This is a genomic window from Olegusella sp., from assembly GCF_057238325.1.
In genome coordinates, this window is sequence record NZ_DBHHGF010000003.1 from 49,183 (window position 1) to 73,678 (window position 24,496).

Genomic DNA, 24,496 nt, shown 5'->3' on the forward strand with positions numbered 1-24,496 from the left:
CGGGAACGCTACTTTTGCGCGTCCCCTCCCTCCTTCCTGGGGGTGAGGGCATATAGCGCAGCAGCGCTCGTATCAGGCTTTGCAGGCTCAACGATAGGCGCTGCAGGAGCATCACTGTCCGCATCAATATCTGCATCGGAGTCAACATCTTCTGCAGAAGTTACAGCCTCAGAAGCAGAACTCTCCTCAGCTTCGGCAGCTTCTTTTGCTGCAGCCTCAGCAGCAGCGCGCTCAGCCTTGAGCCGCTCACGACGCTCGGCAAAGGTCTCTTTGTGAGCAATAGCTGCCGTTTCCTCATCAAGATCCGCATCCTCCGCAGCAGCTGCAGCCACAGCATCACGCTTGGCCTTTGCCTCAGCAGGGTCGTTAAGCGCATCAGACAGTGGATCTACTACCTCAGCCTGCACAACCTGAGTAAAACCCTCCTGTGCATCACGGAACTGACGCAGCATGCGGCCAATAGTCCTGCCCATACCCGGTAATTTGTCCGGGCCAAAGAGCAAGAAACCAAAGATCAAGATGATGACCATCTCTGTTGTGCCGATACCAAACACCTTGGCTCCTCTTCTTTAGAACTCAGTAATTAGGATGCCCTAGTCGCTTTCACGCACGCCGAGCTTATCGGCAACGTCAAGCAGAGTAAAAACACGAGCAACATTGCGTTGTGGATTGGTTACATGAAATGTCACACCGGCCTCAAAGGCTTTGTGTGCAAATGCCACGAGCACACCAATACCCGTCGAATCAATATAGGGCACCTGTGCAAGATCAGCCTCAATGGTACGCGGCATGCTTGCAAGCTGCACGTCTAACTCATCACGCAGCTCAGAAGCATTCGATACGTCTACTTCACCTATAACGCTTACACGCACTGTATCTTCTAGGCGCATTGCTTGGATATCCATTGCCATGCGTTCCACCCCTCTCACATGAACTCAGTCCATGTTGTCCCTTAATAATATCTACTTATTGAGATCAGAAAGTAGACTGTCAACACTAGAAGTATTGTTGCCGGTCGCACTCGAACTATCTGTTGTTGTGGACTGTTGTTTGTCTGCCGTCGCAAGCTGTGCCAAGCGAGTCACAGCCATGCTACGCGCACCAAATTCATCATTTGGATCGAGCTTTTGTGCCTGCTGATAGGCCGCTTTTGCAGAATCGGTATCACCTTTTGCCTGATAAGCAATACCTAAGTACATATAGGCATAACCATACTCAGATCCAGCATCCTTAGGTGCAGCATCGGTTACCTTTTTGAGCGCTGCAATAGTGCTATCGATATTGCCTTCATAGAGGTCGCAAAGAGCCCTGTCAACGCGAACAGTCACCGCATCCTGTAAAGCCAAATAGCGATCAAAATAGCCTTTGGCCTGCTCAAAAAGGGTGGCGACCTTCTTTGCATCATCATTGGTTTTTGCCACGCTTGTCGCCTGGCCGCCCGCCTTCATATAGGTCTTGCCGCACTGCAGCAAATCTACCAAGCTATTTTTGTCCTTCTCCAATGCTTTTTCATGACGCGTAATATCGGCAGAGTAAAGCTTCATGATGCCATCAACTGTCGTGGTATCTGCCACTCCAGTTTGAGAAGCAGAACCCGTCTCAGCGTTTTGCTTCTTTTCTGCTGCCTCTGTTTGGGCCTGCTTGTCGGCCTGACTATTGTTAGAAGCAAAAATCTGAGCTAGCGAAGGCAGTGTCATCGAAAGAGCCATCAACACCGCAAAGGCAATAATAATGATGCTGGTGAGCTTTTTCTTGCCATCCTTCTTTTTGGTCTCGGGCGCTCGGCTATGCTTGTGCGACTTATCTGCGTTTTGTCTTGACATAAACGTTCATGCCTTTCATCCAGCCCTAACGGGCAGAAAAATCATCCATCTGCGTACTGGCAATCTATGTACCGACTAAGCTACTTGCCTGCACATAATGACAGCACTTATGGTGCAAAGTTCATAATATTACAGAAAAAGCTTTACCCATCGTTTTTGTATAGAGCCTACAGGTGCCCAGCGGAAGCCTCTCGGCAGTTAGCGGTTTGCCCGAGCAAGACGCGCAGAGACAAGCTTGACAACCAAAACAAAGACGTCGAGGGCACTCGAAAGCTCTTCCAAGCTAGGATAGGTCGGCGCGATACGAATATTAGTATCGTGAGGATCGATGCCACTAGGCCAAGTTGCACCAGCATCAGTCATTTTGACACCAAGCTCAGCCATCAGCGACACAATTGCACGCGCCGATCCCTCAGGACCATCAAAGCTTACAAAGTAGCCGCCACGAGGATGGCTCCAACTAGCCACATGAAGTTCGGAGAGACCCTCACTGAGTTTGCGCTCAACCAGCTCAAAACGTGGACGAACAATGGCTGCATGCTTTTTCATATGGGCACGGACCCCAACTGCATCACGCAAGAAAAGCACATGGGCAAGCTGGGTAAGCTTTTCGGGGCCAACCTGCTCGACTGCAAGAGTTTCGCGCACTTCAACCATGTCTTGGGGATCGGCCGTAACCCATGCCAAACCAGAGCCAGGGAAGGTAACCTTGGAGGTTGAGGCAAACTCATAGACGAGATTTGAAGTGCCCGCTTCTCTCATCGCATCAAAAATATTAAGCAGCTGGTCGGACTCATCGTAGAGATCGTGGACGATATAAGCATTATCCCAATAGATACGAAAATCCAGTGCTGCTGGTTTGAGCGCAGCAAAACGACACACCACCTCATCGGAATAAGTTATTCCATTGGGATTGGCATACTTGGGGACACACCAGATACCCTTGACCGAACTGTCATTGTTGACAAACTGCTCAACCAAATCCATATCAGGGCCATCAGAATTCATTGGTATGGGGATATTTTGAATACCGTAGGTTTCGGTCACGCGAAAATGACGATCGTAGCCAGGGCTGGGACAAAGCCACTTGACCGTGTCCTGCTTGCACCAAGGTGTATGCCCTGCCACCCCACGCGTATAACCATGTACCACAAGGTCATGCATTAAATGCAGACTCGATGAGCCTGAAACCACGACATTGGCAGGATCTACATCAAGCAACTCAGCTGCCAGCTCGCGAGTCTTGGGCAAGCCATCGGGAAAACCATAGTTATCGGCAACTCCCCCTGCAGCTGTAAAATCACTGCTTGAACTCAGCAAATCCAGCATGGGGCGGGATAGGTTGGTTTGTTCGGGGCTGGGCTTACCACGTGCCATATCTAGCGAAAGATTACGAGCTCGCACCCCTTCAACATGACTTTCTAAAGAAGCAATTTCTGCATCAAGAGTTGGGGTATCCATCAAATCGAATGCGCTCTTCATAGTTGCCTCCATTGCCTGCATCACACGATGGGCTCGACTACTTGTCTCCATCTTTTCCTGCACGAAGTATAAACTACCTAGACCTCAGACCCTGTTAGTATGGTGTGCACACCACAGACTTATCTGTTAGGAGTTCTCATGACACGCCGAACCCAAGCAGCGCCCTCGGGTAGCAAGCCCGCCGCAGAGTACGGAGAATTGCAACGCTTGGTTGACGAACTCTATGCGCAGGGACCTTCACAGGCGGTATCACGTATGGATGCCTTGGTGCGTGCAGAAGTCGATGATCTATCCGAGGATCTCATCGAGATTATCGAGCTGTTACCTGCAGGTTCATATCATCGTGGCAAGCTCTGCGACCAGCTGAATTCCATCATCACTGCCCACGGCTGGGCCTACGTCTACGGCACTGTAGAGTAGGCCAACGCCCTACATATGACCCAAAGTGAGCTGCAACATGAGAAAGGGTTCATCCTTCGGCGCACACTCACACAGATGGTTCATCCTTCGGTCTACATTCACACAGATGGTTCATCCTTCGGTCTACCGAAAAAAATGACCAGCTGTTTTGTGTGCTCCAACTCCGAAACATGAACCATCTATTTGGAAATGATCCGAAGCTTGAACCATCTGTGGGTGCAGTGCCCGACACCTGAACCATTTGTGGTTTGTGTCCCACCCGCGTTCCAAATAGAGAAGCTATCCCATCCGTAGTCCAAATAGCAAAACTTGCATGTGCTAAAAATGGGCTCCAAACGTACGCATTTGAGTATCCTACTTGGATTTTTTGCTTAAGGCATCACTAATATTGACATAGAGCAAGCCCAAGGTACTCGAAGCCACTGCTGCAGCTAAAATTGCGCACTTGGCAATATTGGCCTCGTGCGGGCCAAAAGCTAGGCTGGCAATCAAGATAGACATCGTAAAGCCGATACCACCCATAAGACCAACTGCGGCCACCTGATGCCAGTCCACACGGTGCGGCAGCTCAAAGATACCTGTCTTGACCAACAAGAAAGTCACACCAAAAATTCCGATGGGCTTACCAAACACGGCACCCAAAAACACACCCTGCGCCACAGGATCAGCGACAACTTGTCCTAGGTCAACACCCACAATACGCACTTGCGCATTCACAAAGGCAAACAGTGGCAAAATCAAAAAGTTCACTGGCACGGTCCAGTACTGCTCCATACGTTGCAGAGGTGGACGCACATGATGCATAACACGTTCGACATACCAAGCTGCATGCGTAAAATCATGCTGACCCAAAATATGCTCTTGGCTATCGTAGTCACGGTCAAGCTCAACAGCCCGTGCATCCAACCATCCACGCAGCTCAGAAAGCTGAACATCGGAATGCGAAGGCAAGAAAAACGCCAAAATAACGCCCGCCAACGTAGCGTGAATACCCGAATTAAACATGCAAAGCCATAACACAAGCCCCACAAACACATAGGGCTTGAGCGAGTAAACCTTTGCGTGGTTAAGCAAAGCAAGCGCAAAAATTGCTCCTAGGGCTGCTGCTGTCCACATCACATCAATGGTTTGTCCATAAAAGAGCGCCAACACCACAATGGCCAAAATGTCATCTGCAATAGCAAGTGTCTGAAAAAAGACCTTTGCTTCAGGAGAGACTTTATTGCCCAACAGGCTCATTACTCCCAGTACAAAAGCAATATCCGTTGCAATAGGAGTGGCCCAACCCTGGTGTACACCATGTAGATTAAAGATGAGATAAATAACTGCAGGTACGACAACACCACCAACAGCAGCAAGCATTGGAAGCGCAGCTTGGCGAGGGTGACGCAGCTGGCCAACGGTCATTTCATACTTGAGCTCAACACCTACCAGCATAAAGAAAATGGCCATCAAAAAGTCATTGACAAATTGCTCGGCACTGATTTCAACAGCAGCCCGTCCCACACCTACCATCAACGGCGCTTCAATTGCATGACGTACTGCTTCATAAAGCGGAGAATTGGCAACAATAACAGCCAGCACCGCAGCAAAAACCATCGCTGCAGCAGCAATCGTTGAGCTTGAGCTTAGTTCGGATAGGGCGCTACGCTGACCGATACGACGTATGACCGCATCTTCGTCATAAATGCGTGCAGCATGGTGGCGTGCCTCTTGAGCCTTGGTATGGCTAATGAGAGACGTGTATTTGCTACTTCTTTTTTCACTCATATATCTACTCCATTAGAAATTCTTAGCTGAATAAGAGTAATTCTGCTCTAGTCTTTTTCCCCTCTCTTTTCAAAAATATCCTAAAGCAGCTTTCTGCTAGACGCTAGAGCCTGCATGCTGCCGAAACGCATATAGGCAAGAGAAGGGAGTCATTATGAAGCATAAAGGAATTATCAGCCTGCTTTTGGGAACTCTGTTGCTTTGCTTTGTGCTAGTCGGCTGCGGTGGAGGCACCTCTTCTGCGGATGCTAGTGCCTTTATTGGTACGTGGGATTTATACGAGATTACCGGCGACGATGGTGCCAGCCACGAAGATATCAAAACCATGAATGACTTTGGTATTGAGACATATCTTGAAATAGAAAAAGATGGTAAAGGCACCTTCAATGTCTTTGGAGAAGACATTCCCCTTACTTGGAAGGCAAAAAATAACACACAAATTGATGTCACTATAGAGTACGAAGGAAAAAAGCAAACTGAGCCTCTCACACTCAAAGATGACAAGGTGAGTTTTTCCATAGAAGGCGAAGACTCCACCATGGTCTTTGAAAAGGGCAAAAAGCATGACAAGTCAGATAAGTCTGCTTCTGGCTCAGAAGAAGGCGGAACTGCTGCACTTGACAGTTTGATGGGTAATGATGATGAGCAGAACGTCACAGAAATCAATAGCGTGGTAGCTGATGATGAAACTATAAAAATTGAAGCTATTAAGATGTATGACAATAGCTTTAGCGATGCCGTCATTGAATTTAAGGTCACCAATAAAAGCGATAAAAACCTGATGATTACCTGCGAATATGGTAGTTGGTCGGTCGATGGAAAGATGGTCAATCCATCCATGTATGAAAAAATTAAAGCAGGCGCTTACGCTGACGCAGACCTTTATTTCACCAAAGATGAGCTGGGCGGAGGCACAGAAAAGCTCGTCAATATCGACGGTAAATTTGAACTTACTGATGATGAGTACAACACCATTGCCACCTATGAGTTTAAGTATGGACAGAAGAGTTAGTTAACTGGGCAAATTTGCCCTAGTTGAGCGGCGCACATCAGACTCGGTTTTTGGATGTGCGCCGCACTTTTTGTCCAGCGAACCACTTTTACTGCTGCGATGCTAGTTCGCCGACATGTCGCTGCTCCACCTAGCGCCAGAGCTTTGTGAAGGTCATACTAAAGAAGACCTGCGAGCACGTTAAAGGAATTTGTATGCCTAACGAGACTGTGAACTACCATTGCCCTGCATGTGGCGGGTCAATGCACTACGACGGCGAGCTTGCCAAACTCCGTTGCGATTTTTGCGACTCAACTTTTACGGTGGCAGAAATCGAAGCTCTTTATGCTCAGGAGCAACAGCAAGCAGATTCTGCTGCAGAAGCTGCCGATGAGCGTGCCGCAGCAGGCACTCTAAGTGATTATGAAGTTGCAGGTAGGGTCGCTGGTGAAGGCAAACGCACAGTGGCCGAGTCTATCGCAGATGCTCGCAAAGTTTCGGCCGCAGAAGTTGACCCTATTAAGGCTTTTCTTGACCGCGCAAGCTGGAATGAGAGTGAGCGAGCAGGACTCAGAACCTATACCTGCTCATCTTGTGGTGCAGCCCTCACGGTTGATGCGACCCAAGCGGTGGCCGAGTGCCCTTATTGTGGAAGCAGTGCTGTAGTACCTGGAGCCCTCACCGATAGTGCACGACCCGAAATGGTCATTCCATTTAGGATTAAACATGACGATGCACAGGCAGCCTTGGCAGGCTACTACAAAGGAAAGAAATTCTTACCCAAAGCGTTTGCTTCGAGCAACCGCATCGCACATATTCAGGGTGTCTACGTTCCATTTTGGCTGTATGACTCCCAAGCTTCAGGACGCGCGAGCTTTGAGGCTACCAATACTCACAGCTATGTTTCAGGTGATTATCGCGTTACCAAAACTGATGTATACGATGTGAGACGCGCAGGTAGCCTAGCGTTTTCACGAGTACCTGCTGATAGTTCATCAAAGATGCCGGATGCGCATATGGACGCTATTGAGCCTTTTAACTACGGCGAGATGACAGATTTTTCAACTGCATATCTCACAGGATACCTGGCAGAACGCTATGACATTGAGGCAACTGAGTGCCGATCCCGCGTAGAGCAGCGTATGAAGCAATCAATGCTTGATTCGTTGCAAGCAACAGTCACGGGCTATGGCAGCGTAAGTCTTAACTCTGGCGAAGCACAGGTGAGTTGGAAAGACTTGCACTACGCTCTGCTTCCCGTGTGGCTGCTACATACACAATGGCAGGGTGATGACTACCTTTTTGCCATGAACGGGCAAACTGGGCGCTTTGTCGGAAATCTGCCGGTAGATAAGCTCAAAGTTGCCCTCTGGTTTGTTGGCATGTTCTTGCTCGCGACGGCAGCTACCTGGGCCATCTGTATATTTCTGCTCGATATGGGTGACGATACACTGCTATGGCCAGCGGTTATAGGTGTTGGCGCAGCTATTGCAGCGGGAATTTGCTGGATGTTTTATTCCGAAATGAAAACCGCACGCGAGCGAAGTGAAGCCGCCGAGTATATCTCGACTCCTCTAGAGCTCAGCGAGAAGTCAGACCGCTATGTCACCACCCGTGTCACGCGCACGCGCATTGAACGTCCTAAGAGCTAGCGCGTGACACAAAAGGCAGCAAGCTGGGTATGCTAAAGGTGTTCCGCATACCCGATGAACGACGGAAGGACAAGCACCAAACCACAAGGTCAAGTGCTTGGAATCTAAAGGAATCCGAAGCGCTAAGGGCGACGACGGATCAGCGAAAGGGGCCACGATGGGTCTAATTAAGGCAGCAGTAGGGGCAGCGGGCGGCGTCTTAGCTGACAGCTGGAAAGAAATGATTTACTGCGACTCTTTGCCCGAGAATGTACTTGCAGTAAAGGGTCAAAAACGCACTAGCGGACGTAGCTCTAACGTTCGTGGTGAGGAAAACATCATCACCAATGGCTCACGTATCATCGTTAACGACGGCCAGGCAATGATTATCGTAGACCAAGGAGCTGTCGTTGATTTTTGCGGCGATCCTGGCGAGTACACCTACGATCAATCCAGCGAGCCGTCCTTCTTCTCTGGTGATCTTGGTGAGAACATCACCAAGATGTTCGAGCAAATCGGCGGACGCTTTGCCTTTGGTGGCGACACTGGCCATGACCAGCGTGTGTACTATTTCAACACCAAAGAGATTATTGGCAACAAGTATGGAACCGCAACACCCGTCCCCTTCCGTGTGGTTGACAATAATATCGGTCTTGATGTTGATATTTCGGTTCGCTGCAATGGTCTGTATAGCTACAAGATTACCAACCCCCTGCTCTTTTATAAGAGTGTCTGCGGCAATGTTGAGCAGCCGTATACTCGCGACCGCCTAGATGCACAGCTCAAGAGCGAGCTGCTAACAGCCCTGCAGCCCGCCTTTGCCAAGATTTCTGGCATGGGCATCCGCTATAGCGCAGTGCCTGCACACACCCTCGAACTTGCCGAAGCGCTCAACGAGCAACTGAGCAGCAAGTGGCGCGATTTGCGCGGCATCGAGATTGCAGAGTTTGGCGTTAATTCAATTTCTGCTTCGCCTGAAGACGAGCAGATGATTAAGGATCTGCAGAAGTCTGCTACGATGCGCGATCCCAGTATGCGTGCCGCCGCCTTGGCGGGTGCTCAGGCCGATGCAATGCGTGCTGCTGCCAGCAATACTGCAGGTGCTATGACCGGCTTTTTGGGCATGAATATGGCGGGAATGGCTGGTATGGGTGCTCAGCAAACTTACGCTCAGGCTCCTGGTCAAACGCCAACCAATCAGTACCAGACCGCAGCAAGCGGTGGCTTTGCTGCGCCTGCATCCGCGCCTGCGGCAGCTCCCGCACCTGCAGCGGCGCTCGCTGGTAGCTGGACCTGCAGCAACTGTGGTGCTACCAACACAGGTAAATTCTGTGCTGAATGCGGTACACCCAAGCCTGCAGCATCTGGTCAGTGGACCTGCTCCAATTGCGGAGCTACTAACACGGGCAAGTTCTGCTCTGAGTGTGGCACTCCACACGCGTAGTCAAGCAAAGCGGCTGCTGCTTTGCTGAGCTTGGCCGCACCCTTCTCGCGCTGCTCTGCGTGTCCGCCCAACGCTCTGCATCCGTCTGACGCCCCGCATTCATCCGATGCCCCGACCTGCGGTATCCCCGCTCGTCGGGGCTTTTTGTCTCCATCGGTATGCCTCCGTTCGTGCCCACCTCACATCCGGTTCACAATGCACCCTTTTCCCCACATCGGGTTCAATATGCGCCCTTATGCCAATTTTTACCTGGCCTTTTCTCGCACACTTGGTACGCTTTCGAACCCTCTGTGGAAAACGTTATGCATCGGGTTCACAAAACACCCTTTTGCCTGCAGGCGGTTCAAAAAGCACCCTTTTACCCGCAGGCGGTTCAATATGCGCCCTTACGCCAATTTTTATCTGGGGTTTCTCGAGTCGTTTGGTACGGTTTTGAACCGTCTGCATTAAATGGAAGACAACGGGTTCAATAAACACCCTCAGTAACGAAGCGGCAGAAGACGCCTACCAAGAAAAAGGGCAGCAGGACAGCATGAATCGTGCGTGCGAAGTCATCAGCACTTCCCCACCTGCAAGCCCTGCACCAACATGCGCAACTCTAACTCAAAGCTTCTCCCATTCACGCGCACGGAAGCGGTACAAAACGGGTATAGTCAACTTGTCAGTTTCAGGGCGGGGTGAGATTCCCCACTGGCGGTGACGGGACTCATGTCCCCCAGTCCGCGAGCCGTGTTGCGGCAGACCTGGTGTAAATCCAGGACCAACGGTACAGTCCGGACGGAAGAAACGGAGCCATCATGGCAGCTTTTTCCTCGCAGCATCCATCTGCAAATCGCCACGACACACATTCAACGACTACCCAAGGCGGATCGTGGTCAACCAAACGCATCGCTACTTTGGGCATCCTTTGCGCCGTTGGCCTAGTGACCAGCTTCATCGAAATTCCCATCTTTCCCCCCGCGCCTTGGCTGAGCTTTGACCCCTCTGGCGTAGTAGCACTAGTTGCAGGCTTTGCTTTTGGACCAGGCACTGGCGTTCTCGTTGCTGTGCTGAGCTGGCTTGTTCACATGCTTTTTGCCTTTAACCCCTACGGTGTCATCATGGCAATTCTTTCGTTAGTATCTCTTGTGGCACCAGCATCGGCAATCTATTGGCACAAACTCAATATGCGCGGCGCAATCACGGGCATGATTGTTGGTAGCATTTGCTCCATTGTGGTTTGCATTTTGGCAAACCTCGTCATCACGCCACTTTACACACCCATCGCCACAAGTGATGTTATCGCGATGATCGTGCCTATTTTGCTGCCTTTCAACCTGCTCAAAGTGGTTTTGATTTCAGTTATCACGGCTCTTATTTACAAGCCCATCTCCAAAGCAATCGCGAGCTAGCAGGGTATCGTGGCCAAAGCTTTTAACAGCAACAACGTCCTTGCCAAGCAGAGCTCGCAAGGAGATGCACTGCTCGCCACACATCATGTCAGTCTGGTTTACGATGACGCTCACAACAAAAGCAATTACGCGCTAGACGATATTTCGATCGAGCTACGTGCGGGTGAACGTCTGTGCATTTTGGGTGCCAATGGCTCGGGCAAGTCGACCTTGGCATCAGTACTTTGCGGCTTGTCGGCACCCGACGCAGGTGATGTATATCTATTGGGCGAGCAGGTCTGCCAAGACGGGCAGATTGATTTGGAAGCCTATCGCCGTGCACGCCGTGGCATTGGCCTTGTATTCCAAAATCCTGGCGACCAGATTGTAACAAGCGTCGTTGCGGAAGACGTTGCCTTTGGTCCCGAAAATCTTGGCGTTCCCAGCGACGAAATCGCCGCTCGCGTAGAGCGAGAATTGCATCGTGTTGCTCTCGACGCCTATGCTGATGCAGATCCACGCCGTCTTTCTGGAGGTCAACAGCAACGTGTTGCTATTGCTGGCGCACTGGCAATGGAACCGCAGGCGATTATCTTTGACGAGCCAGGGGCGCTTTTGGATGTGCGCGGGCGTCGTTCAATTTTGCATGTAATGGATCGCCTACGCGATGCGGGAGTTGCGGTCGCTCACATCACTCACTACATGGAAGAGGCCCTCGGCGCTGACCGTGTTGTCGTACTTGACCACGGTAAAATTGCGCTAGAAGGTACTCCTGCCGAAATTTTTTCTCAGAAAAATAACCTAGCTGCACTAGGACTTGAATGGCCTTTTGCTGCTCGTCTTGCACGCAAACTACGCGAGCGCGGACTGCCGATCCCTTGGGTTTCCACAGACAAAGAGCTACTCGCAGAGCTTGGTAAGTTAAAAAGCATATCAGTGGCATCCCCTGCTAAAAACAGTACAACAGTCCCCCAAGCTGCTTCCGTTCTCGCAGCTCAACAGCTAAGTTTTTCTTATACCCCGCAGCATAAAGCGCTAGAAAATATCACCATCACAATTCCTGCGGGCAGCCGAGTTTCTATCGTAGGCCAAACTGGTTCGGGCAAATCCACACTGCTCCGCTTGCTTTGCGCACTTGAACTACCCGATGAGGGCAAGATACTCATTTATGGACAAGATAGTGCAAGTGGAGGTCAGGGCCGTCGCGGACGTGCATGGCGAGCAAAGCTAAGGTCACGCGTAGGCTATGTTATGCAACGTCCCGAACGCCAACTTTTTGCTAATACCGTTGCAGAAGATATAGCTTTTGGTCCCTCCAACCAAGGGCTTTCAGTGCAAGAAGTGCAGAAACGCGTTGAGGAAGCGATTGAGATTTGCGGACTACAAGACAAGCGTACTGCTTCTCCTTTTGAACTTTCGGGAGGTCAGCAGCGCCTCTGTGCGATTGCTGGTGTACTTGCCACAAAACCCAAGGTACTGGTGCTTGATGAGCCCACGGCGGGACTTGACCCGCATGGGCGCCAAGAGTTATACCGTCTGCTTTCGCTGCTCAACGCTCAAGGAGTTACTATCGTGCAGGTCACGCACTCAATGAATGACGCTGCAAACTCTCAAATTGTATACGTGCTTAACCAATCGCATTTACTTGCCGCAGGTACCCCTCAGGAGATTTTTTGTCGAGCAAATCAACAAGAACTAAGGTCTTGCGGGCTGGGCTTACCTTTGGCTTTGCAGTGGGCAATCAAACTCGAAGAAGCAGGATTTGTCCAAGCAGGCGAGTTGGGTCAGCCGCTTACCCTCGATGAGCTGGCGGACAGTCTCGCCTCAAAATATGTTGCAAAGGAGGCGTATGATGGCAGTCAAAATTAGCCTTGGACAATACATCTCGGGCGATTCTTGGCTGCATCACCTCGATCCCCGATCCAAACTTTGCTGTGGGCTTATCTTTGTAATTGCCGCATTTACGGTGGTTACTTTGGAGCAGCTGATACTTGCATTAATGTGTACAGCAGCCATTCTCATAAGCAGCAAAATCTCCCCTCGAGCTGTATTGCGCTCGATTCACCCTGCACTTGCTCTGCTTGCCATCTTGGGGCTTTTTAATCTCTTTTTCATCAAGACGGGTACGGTGTTACTAACTTTGGGAAGCGCTCACATCACCAGCCATGGTGTATGGGCAGCTATTCTCTATCCCACCCGCTTTGCCATTGCGCTGGTTGTCGGCTCGTTGACAACACTTACTACTACCCCCACCGCCATCGCAGATGCCTTTGACTCTCTGTTATCACCACTATCGCGCATAGGTCTACCAGGACATGAAATTGCGATGGTGTTAGCACTAATGCTGCGCTTTATCCCAACACTCATTGATGATGTACAAACTATTTCTGAAGCCCAAGAATCTCGCGGAGCTGCACTTTCTTCGGGAAAGATGGGGCTACGCATACAAGCTGTGACCGCTCTTTTAGTTGCTCTTTTTGCAAGCGCTCTACGCCATGCCAACAATCTCTCGCGCGCATTGGATGCCCGCTGTTACGAAGGAAACGCGCAGCGCACTCACTTGCACCCTCTCAGATTTCAGCATCATGACCTCATCTGCGCAATTTTGACCTGCTCATTTGTGGCATTCCTCATCTACCTTGCCTAAATTTATCTACCTTGCCTAAATTCTCCAGCTGTATGTTTTGAAACCCTTAACTACCAGGCTTGCCATGCTTTTGCAACATCAAATCCGTTGCAACCTGAGGTTGCAACACCAGACCATCTAGCTGCAGAAATAGCATATATACGCAGGTAGGGCACTTACAGAAATAGACGTTGCAACCTGAGGTTGCAACGTCTGGAGATAATACCAAGCAGGACGTAGCAGCAAGCAATCCTAATTCAAGCTTGCAAAGGTCGTTTAAGCTTGCACAGGTCGACCAGCTATCATCAAACAGCTCGCTTCACCTACTTCACGCCGGTCTCAACCTTAGCGCGCTCAATTTCTGCCAGCTGCTCATCAGTCAGATGTAGCGAGAAATGACTTTCCCCCTGACCCATATCAGTGCTGCAGCTACCGCCTTCATTCACAATTGAGTCATCCAGCTGACCAGGGCGGCGATGCTCCTCAAAGACTGGCCAATCCTGACGCTCGGTTGGATCGTCATCGTTTTGCAGCTTGAATCCACCATTCTCTTTGAAGTTTTCCTTGGCAACTGAAATCATCAGCTTGATACGGTTAAGCTGGTTGACCTCAGATGCGCCAGGATCATAATCGACCGCAACGATATTGGATTCTGGATGCATCTGACGCAAACGCTTGATAACTGACTTGCCTACCACATGGTTGGGAAGACAAGCAAAAGGCTGCGCGCACACAATATTAGGCGTACCATGCTCAATCAAGTCAATCATCTCGGCAGTCAACAACCAGCCCTCGCCCATGTTGTTGCAGAGTGAGACTACTCGACCGGCTTTTTCGGCCAGAGACATGATTGGCTCGTAGGGCTCAAAGCGCTCGGACTTAATAAGCATCTTGTCAATGGATCCGCGAATACTTTCAATGAGCTTGATACCAGTGCCATGCACCGCGCGCGTCACTGCAGACGAACCTAGCTCATGACGGCCAGTAATGGGATTCGCAAAGCCATACAGGAAGAAGTCCACCAAACCTGGCACGTTGGCTTCGCAACCTTCCTCCTCAATAACTCTAACCAACTCATTATTGGCCGTAGGATGGAACTTAACTAAAATCTCACCGACCACACCGACACGAGGTTTGCTACGGTCATTGACCAGCGGCAATGCATCAAAAGCTTCAATCGTATCGCTACACAGACGGAAGAATTCCTTGCGGCTGCAGTGCACCAACTGCACGCGAGCACGACTATTAAAGCTCGCATATAGGCGATCAGCAGCACCACGCTCAGCCTCATATGGACGCACACGATATAGCAGCTGCATCAACAGGTCGCCATACAGCAAGATATACACCGCACGCATCAAGAACTTGGGCTTGAGCACATCAAAGCCAGGATTATCCTCATCCAAGCCACCTGCCATCGCCAGTGAAATAACTGGAATATTCTCATGACCAGAATCTTTGAGCGCCTTGCGAATTAACGCAATGTAGTTGGTAGCGCGGCAGCCGCCACCTGTCTGGCTGATAAGCAGTGCCGTGCGGTTAAGGTCATATTTGCCAGAAAGAACGGCTTCCATCAGCTGACCTACGGTCAAAATCGATGGATAGCAAATATCATTGTTGACATACTTCAAGCCAGTTTCAACGGCACCATGGTCAACGGAGGGTAACAGCACGAGGTTCAAACCAGCGTCATGCAGCAATGGCTCAATCAAATCAAAGTGAATGGGACTCATCTGCGGTGCCAAGATGGTGTAGCCCTGCTGAGCCATCTCCTTGGTGAAGCGAACCTTTTTAAAGGCTGCAGAAGTCGCCTTGCGATAGACGGGATTGCGACGAGAAAGATCCGTTGCACGTGCGTGCTCTAAAGAGCCATCTGCCATGTAGACATCCTGAGGCTGCTCTTCCTGAACCAGTCCTGCAACTGTCTGACGTCTGAGCTCAGCTTCTTGCTCGCGCAGAGCTGCCATCAACGAACGAATACGGATACGCACTGCACCAAGATTGGACACCTGGTCGATCTTAAGGTTGGTGTAAATCTTACCCGAGCCTTCCAGGATCTCTTGCACCTCATCGGTGGTCAGAGCATCCAAGCCACAACCAAAGCTCTGCAGCTGCACAAGATCCAAATCATTGCGTGATGCAACAAAACGAGCCGCGCGATACAGGCGGCTATGATAGGTCCACTGGTCAACAACACGAATCGGGCGCTCAATTTCCATCTTGTGTGCAACGGAATCCTCAGTGAGCACTGCAAAACCAAAACCAGAAATTAGCTCAGGAATAGCATGGTTGATCTCTGGATCGTTATGGTACGGACGGCCCGCAACAACGATGCCATGGCGACCAGTCTTCTCAATCCAGGCAAGAGTCTCGTCACCTTTGCGACGCATCTGCGCCTTAAACTCAAGGTCGGCATCCCAAGCAGCATTAACAGCGTCATCAATCTCAGCACGAGTGATATGCTCGCCCTTAAAGCGACCCTTGCCCTGCTTGGCATCAGCCTCACGCTGAATTGAAACCAACTCATACAGACGACGCTTGAGCTCGCGCTTGTTATCATAAGGAATGAAAGGCGCCATATATTCGATCGACGGGTCAGAAAGCTCATCTACATTGAGCTCAAGACTCTGCGGATAGCTCATAACAATCGGGCAATTATAGTGGTTGGTCGAATGTTCATCTTCCTGACGCTCCCAACGAATACAGGGCATCCAGATGAAATCAGGGTCCTTGGCCAGCAAGTTCATGATGTGGCCATGACTAAGTTTGGCGGGATAGCACACCGACTCAGATGGCATCGACTCAATACCCACCTCATAGGTGTTTTTGTTGGTCTGATCGGAAAGCACAACCGAGAAGCCCAAGCGTGTAAAGAACTCATGCCAGAAGGGGAAATTCTCATACATATTGAGCGCGCGTGGAATACCCACGGTACCACGAGGAGCCATCTCAGCAGGTAACGTCTCACGCTCAAAGAGGAGCTTGTTTTTGAAAGCAAAGAGGTTTGGTGCAGGCTCGAGAGTCTTTTCTTTCTTAACTTTGCCTGCGCCACGCTCGCAACGATTGCCTGTAATGAACTTGCGACCCTTACCAAAGCTATTAACTGTCAACAAGCAGTTATTGGCACAAAGGCCGCAATGCACATTGGTGTGCCTAACCTTCAAAGCGTCAATCTCTTCACGCGGCAAAATGCTCGAAATGCCATCCTGACCTGCACGATCGCGGGCAAGCAGAGCAGCGCCAAAGGCGCCCATCACACCTGCAATGTCAGGACGAATAACATCGCGACCAGTCAGCAGCTCAAACGCACGCAGAGTCGCATCACTCATAAACGTGCCACCTTGAACGACGATATATTTGCCAACCTCGTCGTAATCACGCAGCTTGATGACCTTAAAAAGGGCATTCTTGATGACCGAATAGGACAGTCCTGCCGCAACGTCACCAATGGTGGCACCCTCTTTTTGGGCCTGCTTGACACGGGAGTTCATAAAGACGGTGCAACGTGAACCCAAGTCAACAGGAGCAGTACCACGAACTGCCGCCTTGGCAAAGTCCTGCACACTCATGTTCATCGAGTCGGCAAAGGTTGCAATAAAAGAACCACAGCCCGAAGAACACGCCTCGTTTAGGCTGATATGCTCAATAACACCATCTTTGATCTGCAAGCACTTCATATCCTGGCCACCAATATCGAGAATAAAGTCGACATCGGGGACAAATGCTTTGGCACCACGAAGATGAGCAACTGTTTCGACTTCACCCGAATCCGCGCCAAGGGCTGCTTGCAAAATTCCCTCGCCATAACCTGTAGTTGTAACATGGCCGATAGTACAACCCTCGGGCAACTGGTCGTAAATCATATCCATGATTTTGCGTGCCATGCCTACAACGTCACCGTTGTTATTGCCATACCATGTCCAAAGCAGCTCGCCACTCTCACCAACAACTGCAGCTTTGATAGTGGTTGAACCCGCATCAATGCCGATAAAGACACGCCCCTGATAACCCTCAAGGCTACCCTTAGGTACGACCTGCTCGTCATGACGGGCTTTGAATTCCTGATAGTCCTGCTCAGTTGCAAAAAGCGGATCGAGACGCTCGACCTCAGAACCCTGAGTATCACCCAGATTATCAAGCGCATCGATAACCTGCGCAAAGCTGACCTGCTTGTCAGACTCACCTGCCATCGCAGCGCCCGTTGCAACAAAGAGGTGAGCATTTTCGGGCAACACACGGTGCTCTTCATCAAGATGTAAGGTCTCATAAAAACGATGACGCAACTCGGAGAGGTACTGCAAAGGACCGCCGAGGAAGGCAACATAACCACGAATGGGATGTCCGCAGGCAAGACCAGAAACCGTCTGATTTGCTACAGCCTGAAAAACCGATGCCGCAATATCCTCACGGGGGGCACCCTCGTTAAGCAGGGGTTGAACATCAGACTTGGCAAAAACACCACAGCGGCTAGCGATGGGATAAATATGGGTTGCCGACTTTGCCAGCTCGTTGAGACCAGGTGCATCAGTCTCCAAAAGCGATGCCATCTGATCGATAAAGGCGCCCGTACCACCGGCACAGGTACCATTCATACGCTGCTCAATGCCATTATCAAAGAAAATAATCTTTGCATCCTCGCCACCAAGCTCAATAGCACAGTCAGTCTGGGGAATCAACGTCTCAACTGCACGCTTGGAAGCAATAACTTCTTGGACAAACTCCAAGTCGAGCCACTCAGCCAGCAACATACCACCCGAACCCGTAATAGCAACACGCATAGGCACATCGCCTACGGTCTTGCGCGCGCGAGCAAACAAGGCGCGAGCCGTCGCCTTAACATCGGTATGATGACGCTCGTAGTTGGCATATACCAAGTGATTTTGGCTATCTACCACAGCAAGCTTGACCGTTGTTGAACCAACATCAATACCTAGACGCAGACGAGCATGTGACAGGTCTGCTTTACGCGGAACAAGTTCGGCATCGTGCTGCACAAGCTCAAGCGGCTCTTTTGCAGCCGCCTGGGCGCGATTGCTAGAAGTAGTGTTAGTCATGATTTTCTCCTAATCCTGACCCATAAAGCTTGCGAGCAGCGAAAGTCCAAACGCTGGCGCATCAAAGTCGATAGTTTTGCCATACAGATCGCCGGGACGTACAAACATAAGCGAAGTCATCACACGTGCCATCAACTCAACACTTTCATGAGTGCCGGTTGTAAGCCAACGCACCAACACGCCCGTCTCCGCCGAGATGGCGTAAGTTAGGTAGTAGTCAAAGAAGGCGCCAAAAACACTCAAGTCAAGACCTTCTTGAGCACGCTTTTCAATAGCATGGCGAGCAACCACCTTCATGCGCTCGGCAAATGCAGGATCTCCCCCATCACCAAGCAATGCCGACAGATAGCTCGCACGATCACGAAAATAGCTCAATAAAGCGACGGTGCCCGGACAAGCTTCCTGTGCTGCAAGCGCCACTTCCAGCTCATCCAAATGCACTGCCGCAATATCTTCCATCAGTGGACGCAAATCCGAGAGGGTCTCACCCTCAATCTGGGCAACCAAATCGGGAATGTCACGAAAGTGAGAATAAAATGTACGGCGAGTCACTCCAGCACGGTCAGTAACTGCCTTGACCGTAATCTGAGACAAGTCACCTGTCGAAACAATTTCTGTAGCAAGAGCATCGCGCAGCGCCAAGCGCGTACGTTGAGTGCGCGGGTCACCTGAAGCCGTGTGTAAACGAGTGGCTGTTCCAGCCGCAAGCGGCATAGTCAGCGTCTGTGACATAGAACTCCTTTGACAAGAAGAACCTATTACTCATAGTGTGCAAATTACACAGTGTGTGAATTATTACTCAGAGTGTGTCAAAAATCTCGCAGTTTGTAGACTGCCACAGACTCGCCATATTTTTTTGCGAATGGTGCCAAGCAATGCAGCTGACAAATCTCATCTCATATATCCCGCAGCGAGTTGCCCTCTTAGAGTTTGCCTTTGAGACTGCAGCTTTTGCGATCATAGTTGGAGCCTAAAACATCCTCACAATACTTATGACAGCTCTCAAGGGTGATATTTGTCAGATTTTTCTTTGCCAGCTTATCGGTGTAATCGGAAAGCTTATACACACTAAAGTCCGTACCTTTAGCACGCTGGGTTACCACTGGGTCAAACTCCCAATTGGTTACCCGTGCACCATCTTTATCTTTTACGAGCTTTATCTTGACCTGTCCACCAAGCGAAGTCATCGTGCCTTCTATCTGATTGGACATGAAGTTGCCCAATGAATAAAAAATCAGCATTTTATGACCCGATTCATTGGTCATCGTATCCACAGGACCGATGGTATGCGGATGAGAACCAATCACTACATCAACGCCAATTTCATTAAATAGCTGGGCATAATGCTGCTGAAACTCATCGGGAGTTGCTTGATATTCGGTACCCCAGTGAGGCCAAACCACCACGAGATCGGCCATCTTTTTTGCTCGGACCACATCCGCACGAATCGTATCGTCATCAAAGAGATGTGTGGCATAGGGGTTGGATTCAGGAATGGGAATGCCATTGGTACCATAGGTATAATTCAAAAATGCCACGCGGAAGTCATCTTTTTCGTAGACGTAAATGTGGTCGTAGCTTTCCTTACTATCTGCCATGCCAATAATGACTGTCTTGGGATGTTGCTTGCGCCAAAACGCAAGCTCTGCGCTTATGCCATCTGCACCCATATCCAACACGTGGTTAGATGCCTTAACCATTACGTCCCAACCTGCTTTGACCTCGGAATCACCAATTTCTGTAGGTCCATTAAAGGCAGGATAACCCGAATATCCAAAGTCCCTGCCACCTAAAACCGTCTCTTGACTAATCAAAGCGAGGTCGGCAGCCTTTACTTCCTTGGTCACATGCTTCCACAGATGGTCATAGTTATAGCTGCCATCAGACTTTTGCCCACTTTTGATTACGGGACCATGCACAACCACATCGCCCGAAGCCAACAAATTAATGGTGACCTGATCCTTCTTTTTTTCAGGTTGCACATCGAGATCGCCCACAATGGGCACTTGCTCACCCTCAAAAAGCTTAGCCGCTGCGCTCGCACCAAGACTCGCAGCACCACCAACAAGCTTAATTACCACGATGAGCAGAAGCAAAACTCCGGCAGCGATGCTGAGCCAATTCCAAATTGGCCTACGGGAATTATGATTTCTGTTTTTTGCTCTGTTATGCGGCTTTGAACTCATCGCCTACCTCCTGCTGCACAACGCATGCTGCCCCATATAGTGTCTCATGCCCCACCACTTCCGTCTGCCTTTCACCGCCTAGTAATTCTGTAAACGGCAGAAGCTTTGCAGACGCGTCATAATGTGAAAGCTAGTCGCAAAGTCATCCGATACAAGGTGCAAGCGACAAGCAGAGAAAATTTGGGTTGTCTGTAAGCAGAACCATCCAGCTGCAGGCATTTTTTCGAGGAGGCACACGTGTCGATTACCCCCGAAGAGGTCGCCGAGACCCGAAGCATGGTTGCCGAACAGCACCTTGACCTACGTACTATTACCATGGGCATCTCCCTTTTGGGCTGCGCAGACGAAAACATGGATCGCATGGCAGCCAAGGTATATGACCGCATTACACAAACGGCCGAGCAACTAGTACCTGTAGCCGAGCAACTCGAGCGCGAGTATGGCATTCCCATTGCCAACAAGCGCATCTCTGTTACGCCAATTGCACAAGTAGCAGCAGGTTGTGCAGACAACGATTTTTCACCACTCGCACGTGCAATGGATCGCGCTGCCGAAACTCTGGGCATTGATTTTATGGGCGGCTTTTCTGCTTTGGTACACAAGGGCATGGGTGTCGCCGACCGTAAACTCATTGATTCAATCCCTGAAGCACTGGCATCAACCACGCGCGTGTGTTCTTCAGTCAACGTTGCAAGCTTGCACGCGGGCATCAACATGGATGCCGTTCTGCTCATGGCACAAAAGATGATTGATGCGGCGCGTCTAACCACTGATACCAACTGTTACGGCGCGGCAAAACTGGTTGTCTTTGCCAATATGGTTGAGGATTCTCCTTTTATGGCAGGCGCCGTACATGGTACTGGTGAAGCAGATGCTGTCATCAATGTAGGCGTTTCCGGTCCCGGCGTTATGGCAGCAGCGCTGGAGCGTCTGCCTAGGGATGCCGACTTGATGGACGTGGCTGAAGAAATCAAACGTACTGCTTTCAAGATTACCCGCGCCGGAGAGCTGATGAGTCGCGAAGCAGCGCGTCGCCTAGGTGTCGCAAAAGGCATTGTCGATTTGTCGCTAGCACCCACTCCTGCTGCAGGCGATTCGGTTGCGCGCATCTTGGAAACCATCGGCGTTGGCACCTGTGGAGGCCCTGGCACTACGTGCGCGCTTGCTCTGCTTAATGATTGCGTCAAAAAAGGCGGCGTGATGGCAAGCTCCAGCGTAGGCGGCCTGTCGGGTGCTTTTATCCCTGTATCTGAAGATATGGGCATGATTGCTGCTGCCGAGGCGGGAGCCCTATCGCTAGAAAAGCTTGAGGCCATGACCTGCATCTGCTCGGTCGGCCTAGATATGATTGCAATTCCAGGCGACACATCAGTCGAAACCATTGCCGGCATCATCGCAGATGAGATGGCTATCGGTGTTATCAACAACAAAACCACCGCTGTCCGTCTAATCCCCGCAATTGGTCATAAAGAAGGCGACATATTGGAATACGGTGGTCTCTTTGGTTCTGCACCAGTCATGCATGTCAATCCGCATGCAGGCACGGTGCTTGCACATCGCGGCGGTCGCTTCCCCGCTCCTCTCAACTCGCTCAAAAATTAGACTCTATGCACAAAGAGCGGAACATATCGGCAGTTCAAAGGCTCGTATGCCAAGTCCAGCGATTGGGCTTGGCAATACTTGCTACTACCCTTGCAGGGGTAGGCGTGCTCGTAGTTGCCACTTTCCAAGGAGCTCATATTAGAGGCAAAGCAGAACCTGTAGCTTCAACTCTTTCGCATTCCGAAGGCTCATCTGCTTATAACACTTCCAGCATAAAAGCTGGATATACAGCCAAAAGTTCTGATACAACGGCACTAGATGAGATCGAGCCATTTGCAAATACTGCAAGTCTCCTGCCTCTTTTCTTTGACGAACATGGTCAATCCTATCTACAAAATCCCAAAGCAACTGCACTTCTAAAGAGTGAAGCTATAGGCGATCTTGCCAACGAGATTTCTCTGCTTGAAGAAGACGGTTACAGCGTTGGAATTGTTCTGCTGGATATTCAGACGGGACGACAATTGGCCTATCACGCCGATGAAGTTTTTTATCCTGCAAGCAGTATCAAAGGTCCCTATGTCACCGACCTCTACCAGCAACTTGTCGAGACGGGACAGGTGAAGGAGTCTGCGCTGGATGCGGCCGTTAGCAATGTGTTGCGCTACTCTGACAACAATAGCTATGCTCAGCTGCGCCTTCGCTATGGATCTGAGCCTTTCGAAGCTTGGCTTACGGCAGCAGGTGTTGATGCAGGAGCCTATGACACACTCGCCGATTATGCCAAGCCCTCCTATCCCAATACCACTCCCAAACAGCCACTTGCCATGTGGCAACAGACCTATCGCTATTTGGAGCAGGACAGTGACCCAGCTAATATCTTGGGGTATTTAATGTCGCAGCGCGAAGTTTCTGCTCTTGACGATGCGCTAGAAGGCCCTGAGCTCTCTTGGGGTAAGACGGGCTGGTATCCAGCGGACGCAGGCAACGAATATAGTGCCACTGTCGATGCAGGTATCGTATGGTCCGACCAAGGACCTTATATTGCTGTTGTAATGAGTGATGTACCTGATGATATGGCCGCCCTTATACCACTTTTCGCTGCCCTTGATGACATCCATACTGAGTTTGTCACAGCGACATCAGAGGTGCTCATGCCTGCTAAGACAGAAGAGTAGCGTGTTGTTAGCGCACTGGCTTGAAGGTTTTCTTCAACTATTCGAGCACTCACTTAGCCTAGAAAGCGGACCTCAGGCTCCATATGGACGCCAAACTGACGCTCAACCTCATCTTGGACATGCGAAATCACCGCACGAACATCGGCTGCAGTTGCGCCACCTAGATTGACAACAAAGCCAGCATGCTTGGTCGATACACCTGCACCGCCATACTGGTAGCCCTTAAGCCCCGCATCGGTAATCAACTTACCCGCAAAATAACCCTCGGGACGCTTGAAAGTCGAACCAGCGCTTGGCAATTCCAACGGCTGTTTTTCTTCGCGGCGCTGAGTAAAGTCATCCATCTTGGCGCGAATCTTTTCGGGATCTCCGCGACGTAGAGCAAAACTCGCGCTTACAACCACGAGATTGTCCGTCTTGACGCGGCTGGTACGATAACCCATTTCCAGCTCATCAATACCAAGAGTCTGTTGCTCGCCTGTTGGCAAAATTACGCGGATGCAAGATAGCACATCGGCAATACAACCATCATAGGCACCAGCATTCATAAAGCAGGCACCGCCCACAGATCCTGGAATGCCACAGGCAAACTCAAGACCTGTCAGACCCAATTCACATGCCATCTCAGACGCCTCACGCAAAGGCACACCCGCCTCGCAGGTCAACAGCTCGTCATCGGCAGTAACGCCTGTCAGACCATCCGCAAGACCAATGATCACGCCACGATAACCCTCATCAGCAACAAGTAGATCAGAGCCCTTGCCTAACACAAAATACGGCACTTCTCGCTCGCGACAAATCTCAAGAATCTCAGCAAGTTCAGCCGCATCCTCAGGAATCACGTACAGGTCGGCGGGACCACCAATCTTGAAAGTCGTATGCTCACTCATAGGTTCATTGAGAAGAACATCTTCTTCTCCTACTATCGAGCGAAACTTCCACGCCAGACCCTCAAGGTCATAAGCAGACTCCGACATCGTAC

18 protein-coding genes and 1 riboswitch are annotated in these 24,496 nt (G+C 50.4%); of the genes, 9 read left to right on the forward strand and 9 right to left on the reverse strand.

Annotated elements, in window-relative coordinates; genetic code table 11:
• Positions 1 to 8: 8 nt before the first annotated feature.
• The 4 genes from ACO5JD_RS03700 to ACO5JD_RS03715 form a co-directional block, all read right to left on the reverse strand.
• Positions 9 to 554, reverse strand: a complete 546-nt coding sequence (locus ACO5JD_RS03700) for a Sec-independent protein translocase subunit TatA/TatB (protein WP_484987686.1) — start codon at positions 552 to 554, stop codon at positions 9 to 11.
• A 39-nt stretch (positions 555 to 593) separates the two neighbouring features.
• On the reverse strand, positions 594 to 911 hold the full coding sequence (locus ACO5JD_RS03705; protein WP_021625052.1) for an STAS domain-containing protein: 318 nt from the start codon (positions 909 to 911) through the stop codon (positions 594 to 596).
• Positions 912 to 962: 51 nt separating this feature from the next.
• On the reverse strand, positions 963 to 1,823 hold the full coding sequence (locus ACO5JD_RS03710) for a tetratricopeptide repeat protein (protein ID WP_484987688.1): 861 nt from the start codon (positions 1,821 to 1,823) through the stop codon (positions 963 to 965).
• Between the two features lie 198 nt (positions 1,824 to 2,021).
• Entirely contained in the window at positions 2,022 to 3,305 is a 1,284-nt protein-coding gene (locus ACO5JD_RS03715; RefSeq protein ID WP_484987852.1) for an aspartate aminotransferase type Ic, read from the reverse strand.
• 138 nt (positions 3,306 to 3,443) lie between these two features.
• Here ACO5JD_RS03715 and ACO5JD_RS03720 point away from each other — a divergent pair, with 138 nt between their 5' ends.
• Positions 3,444 to 3,725, forward strand: a complete 282-nt coding sequence (locus ACO5JD_RS03720) for a hypothetical protein (RefSeq protein ID WP_021625055.1) — start codon at positions 3,444 to 3,446, stop codon at positions 3,723 to 3,725.
• A 354-nt stretch (positions 3,726 to 4,079) separates the two neighbouring features.
• Here ACO5JD_RS03720 and nhaA read toward each other — a convergent pair whose 3' ends face one another.
• On the reverse strand, positions 4,080 to 5,495 hold the full coding sequence (gene nhaA / locus ACO5JD_RS03725; RefSeq protein ID WP_484987690.1) for a Na+/H+ antiporter NhaA: 1,416 nt from the start codon (positions 5,493 to 5,495) through the stop codon (positions 4,080 to 4,082).
• Positions 5,496 to 5,649: 154 nt separating this feature from the next.
• Here nhaA and ACO5JD_RS03730 point away from each other — a divergent pair, with 154 nt between their 5' ends.
• From ACO5JD_RS03730 to ACO5JD_RS03755, 6 genes are all read left to right on the forward strand, one after another.
• Positions 5,650 to 6,507 (forward strand): hypothetical protein, encoded by an 858-nt coding sequence (locus ACO5JD_RS03730; RefSeq protein WP_021625057.1) that lies wholly within the window; start codon positions 5,650 to 5,652, stop codon positions 6,505 to 6,507.
• A gap of 194 nt (positions 6,508 to 6,701) precedes the next feature.
• Positions 6,702 to 8,138, forward strand: coding sequence for a TFIIB-type zinc ribbon-containing protein (locus ACO5JD_RS03735; protein ID WP_484987692.1), 1,437 nt, complete (start codon positions 6,702 to 6,704; stop codon positions 8,136 to 8,138).
• A gap of 157 nt (positions 8,139 to 8,295) precedes the next feature.
• Positions 8,296 to 9,561: an SPFH domain-containing protein gene (locus ACO5JD_RS03740; RefSeq protein WP_484987694.1), complete on the forward strand. Its 1,266-nt coding sequence runs from the start codon at positions 8,296 to 8,298 to the stop codon at positions 9,559 to 9,561.
• 659 nt (positions 9,562 to 10,220) lie between these two features.
• Positions 10,221 to 10,354: riboswitch (FMN riboswitch) on the forward strand.
• A 4-nt stretch (positions 10,355 to 10,358) separates the two neighbouring features.
• Complete coding sequence (locus ACO5JD_RS03745; protein ID WP_484987696.1) at positions 10,359 to 10,952, forward strand: ECF transporter S component; 594 nt, start codon at positions 10,359 to 10,361, stop codon at positions 10,950 to 10,952.
• A gap of 9 nt (positions 10,953 to 10,961) precedes the next feature.
• A complete protein-coding gene (locus tag ACO5JD_RS03750; protein WP_484987698.1) occupies positions 10,962 to 12,800 on the forward strand; it encodes an ABC transporter ATP-binding protein in 1,839 nt (612 codons plus the stop codon).
• Entirely contained in the window at positions 12,784 to 13,578 is a 795-nt protein-coding gene (locus ACO5JD_RS03755) for an energy-coupling factor transporter transmembrane component T family protein (protein ID WP_484987700.1), read from the forward strand. The genes ACO5JD_RS03750 and ACO5JD_RS03755 overlap by 17 nt, the downstream gene beginning before the upstream one ends.
• A 302-nt stretch (positions 13,579 to 13,880) precedes the next feature.
• Here ACO5JD_RS03755 and ACO5JD_RS03760 read toward each other — a convergent pair whose 3' ends face one another.
• The 3 genes from ACO5JD_RS03760 to ACO5JD_RS03770 all read right to left on the reverse strand — a co-directional run bounded on the left by ACO5JD_RS03760 (position 13,881) and on the right by ACO5JD_RS03770 (position 20,692).
• Positions 13,881 to 18,611: an acyl-CoA dehydratase activase-related protein gene (locus tag ACO5JD_RS03760; protein WP_484987702.1), complete on the reverse strand. Its 4,731-nt coding sequence runs from the start codon at positions 18,609 to 18,611 to the stop codon at positions 13,881 to 13,883.
• Positions 18,612 to 18,620: 9 nt separating this feature from the next.
• The gene (locus tag ACO5JD_RS03765; protein WP_484987704.1) at positions 18,621 to 19,343 is read right to left on the reverse strand and encodes a TetR/AcrR family transcriptional regulator; all 723 of its coding nucleotides are present in this window, start codon (positions 19,341 to 19,343) and stop codon (positions 18,621 to 18,623) included.
• Positions 19,344 to 19,534: 191 nt separating this feature from the next.
• Entirely contained in the window at positions 19,535 to 20,692 is a 1,158-nt protein-coding gene (locus ACO5JD_RS03770) for a CapA family protein (RefSeq protein ID WP_484987706.1), read from the reverse strand.
• Between the two features lie 342 nt (positions 20,693 to 21,034).
• Here ACO5JD_RS03770 and ACO5JD_RS03775 point away from each other — a divergent pair, with 342 nt between their 5' ends.
• Entirely contained in the window at positions 21,035 to 22,399 is a 1,365-nt protein-coding gene (locus ACO5JD_RS03775) for a DUF711 family protein (RefSeq protein WP_484987708.1), read from the forward strand.
• A gap of 68 nt (positions 22,400 to 22,467) precedes the next feature.
• Positions 22,468 to 23,514 carry a serine hydrolase gene (locus ACO5JD_RS03780; protein ID WP_484987710.1) on the forward strand — a complete coding sequence of 349 codons (1,047 nt, stop codon included), beginning with the start codon at positions 22,468 to 22,470 and terminating at the stop codon, positions 23,512 to 23,514.
• A gap of 53 nt (positions 23,515 to 23,567) precedes the next feature.
• Here the strand turns inward: ACO5JD_RS03780 and murB are convergent, their stop codons facing one another.
• Positions 23,568 to 24,491: a UDP-N-acetylmuramate dehydrogenase gene (gene murB / locus ACO5JD_RS03785; RefSeq protein WP_035437815.1), complete on the reverse strand. Its 924-nt coding sequence runs from the start codon at positions 24,489 to 24,491 to the stop codon at positions 23,568 to 23,570.
• Positions 24,492 to 24,496 lie beyond the last annotated feature (5 nt).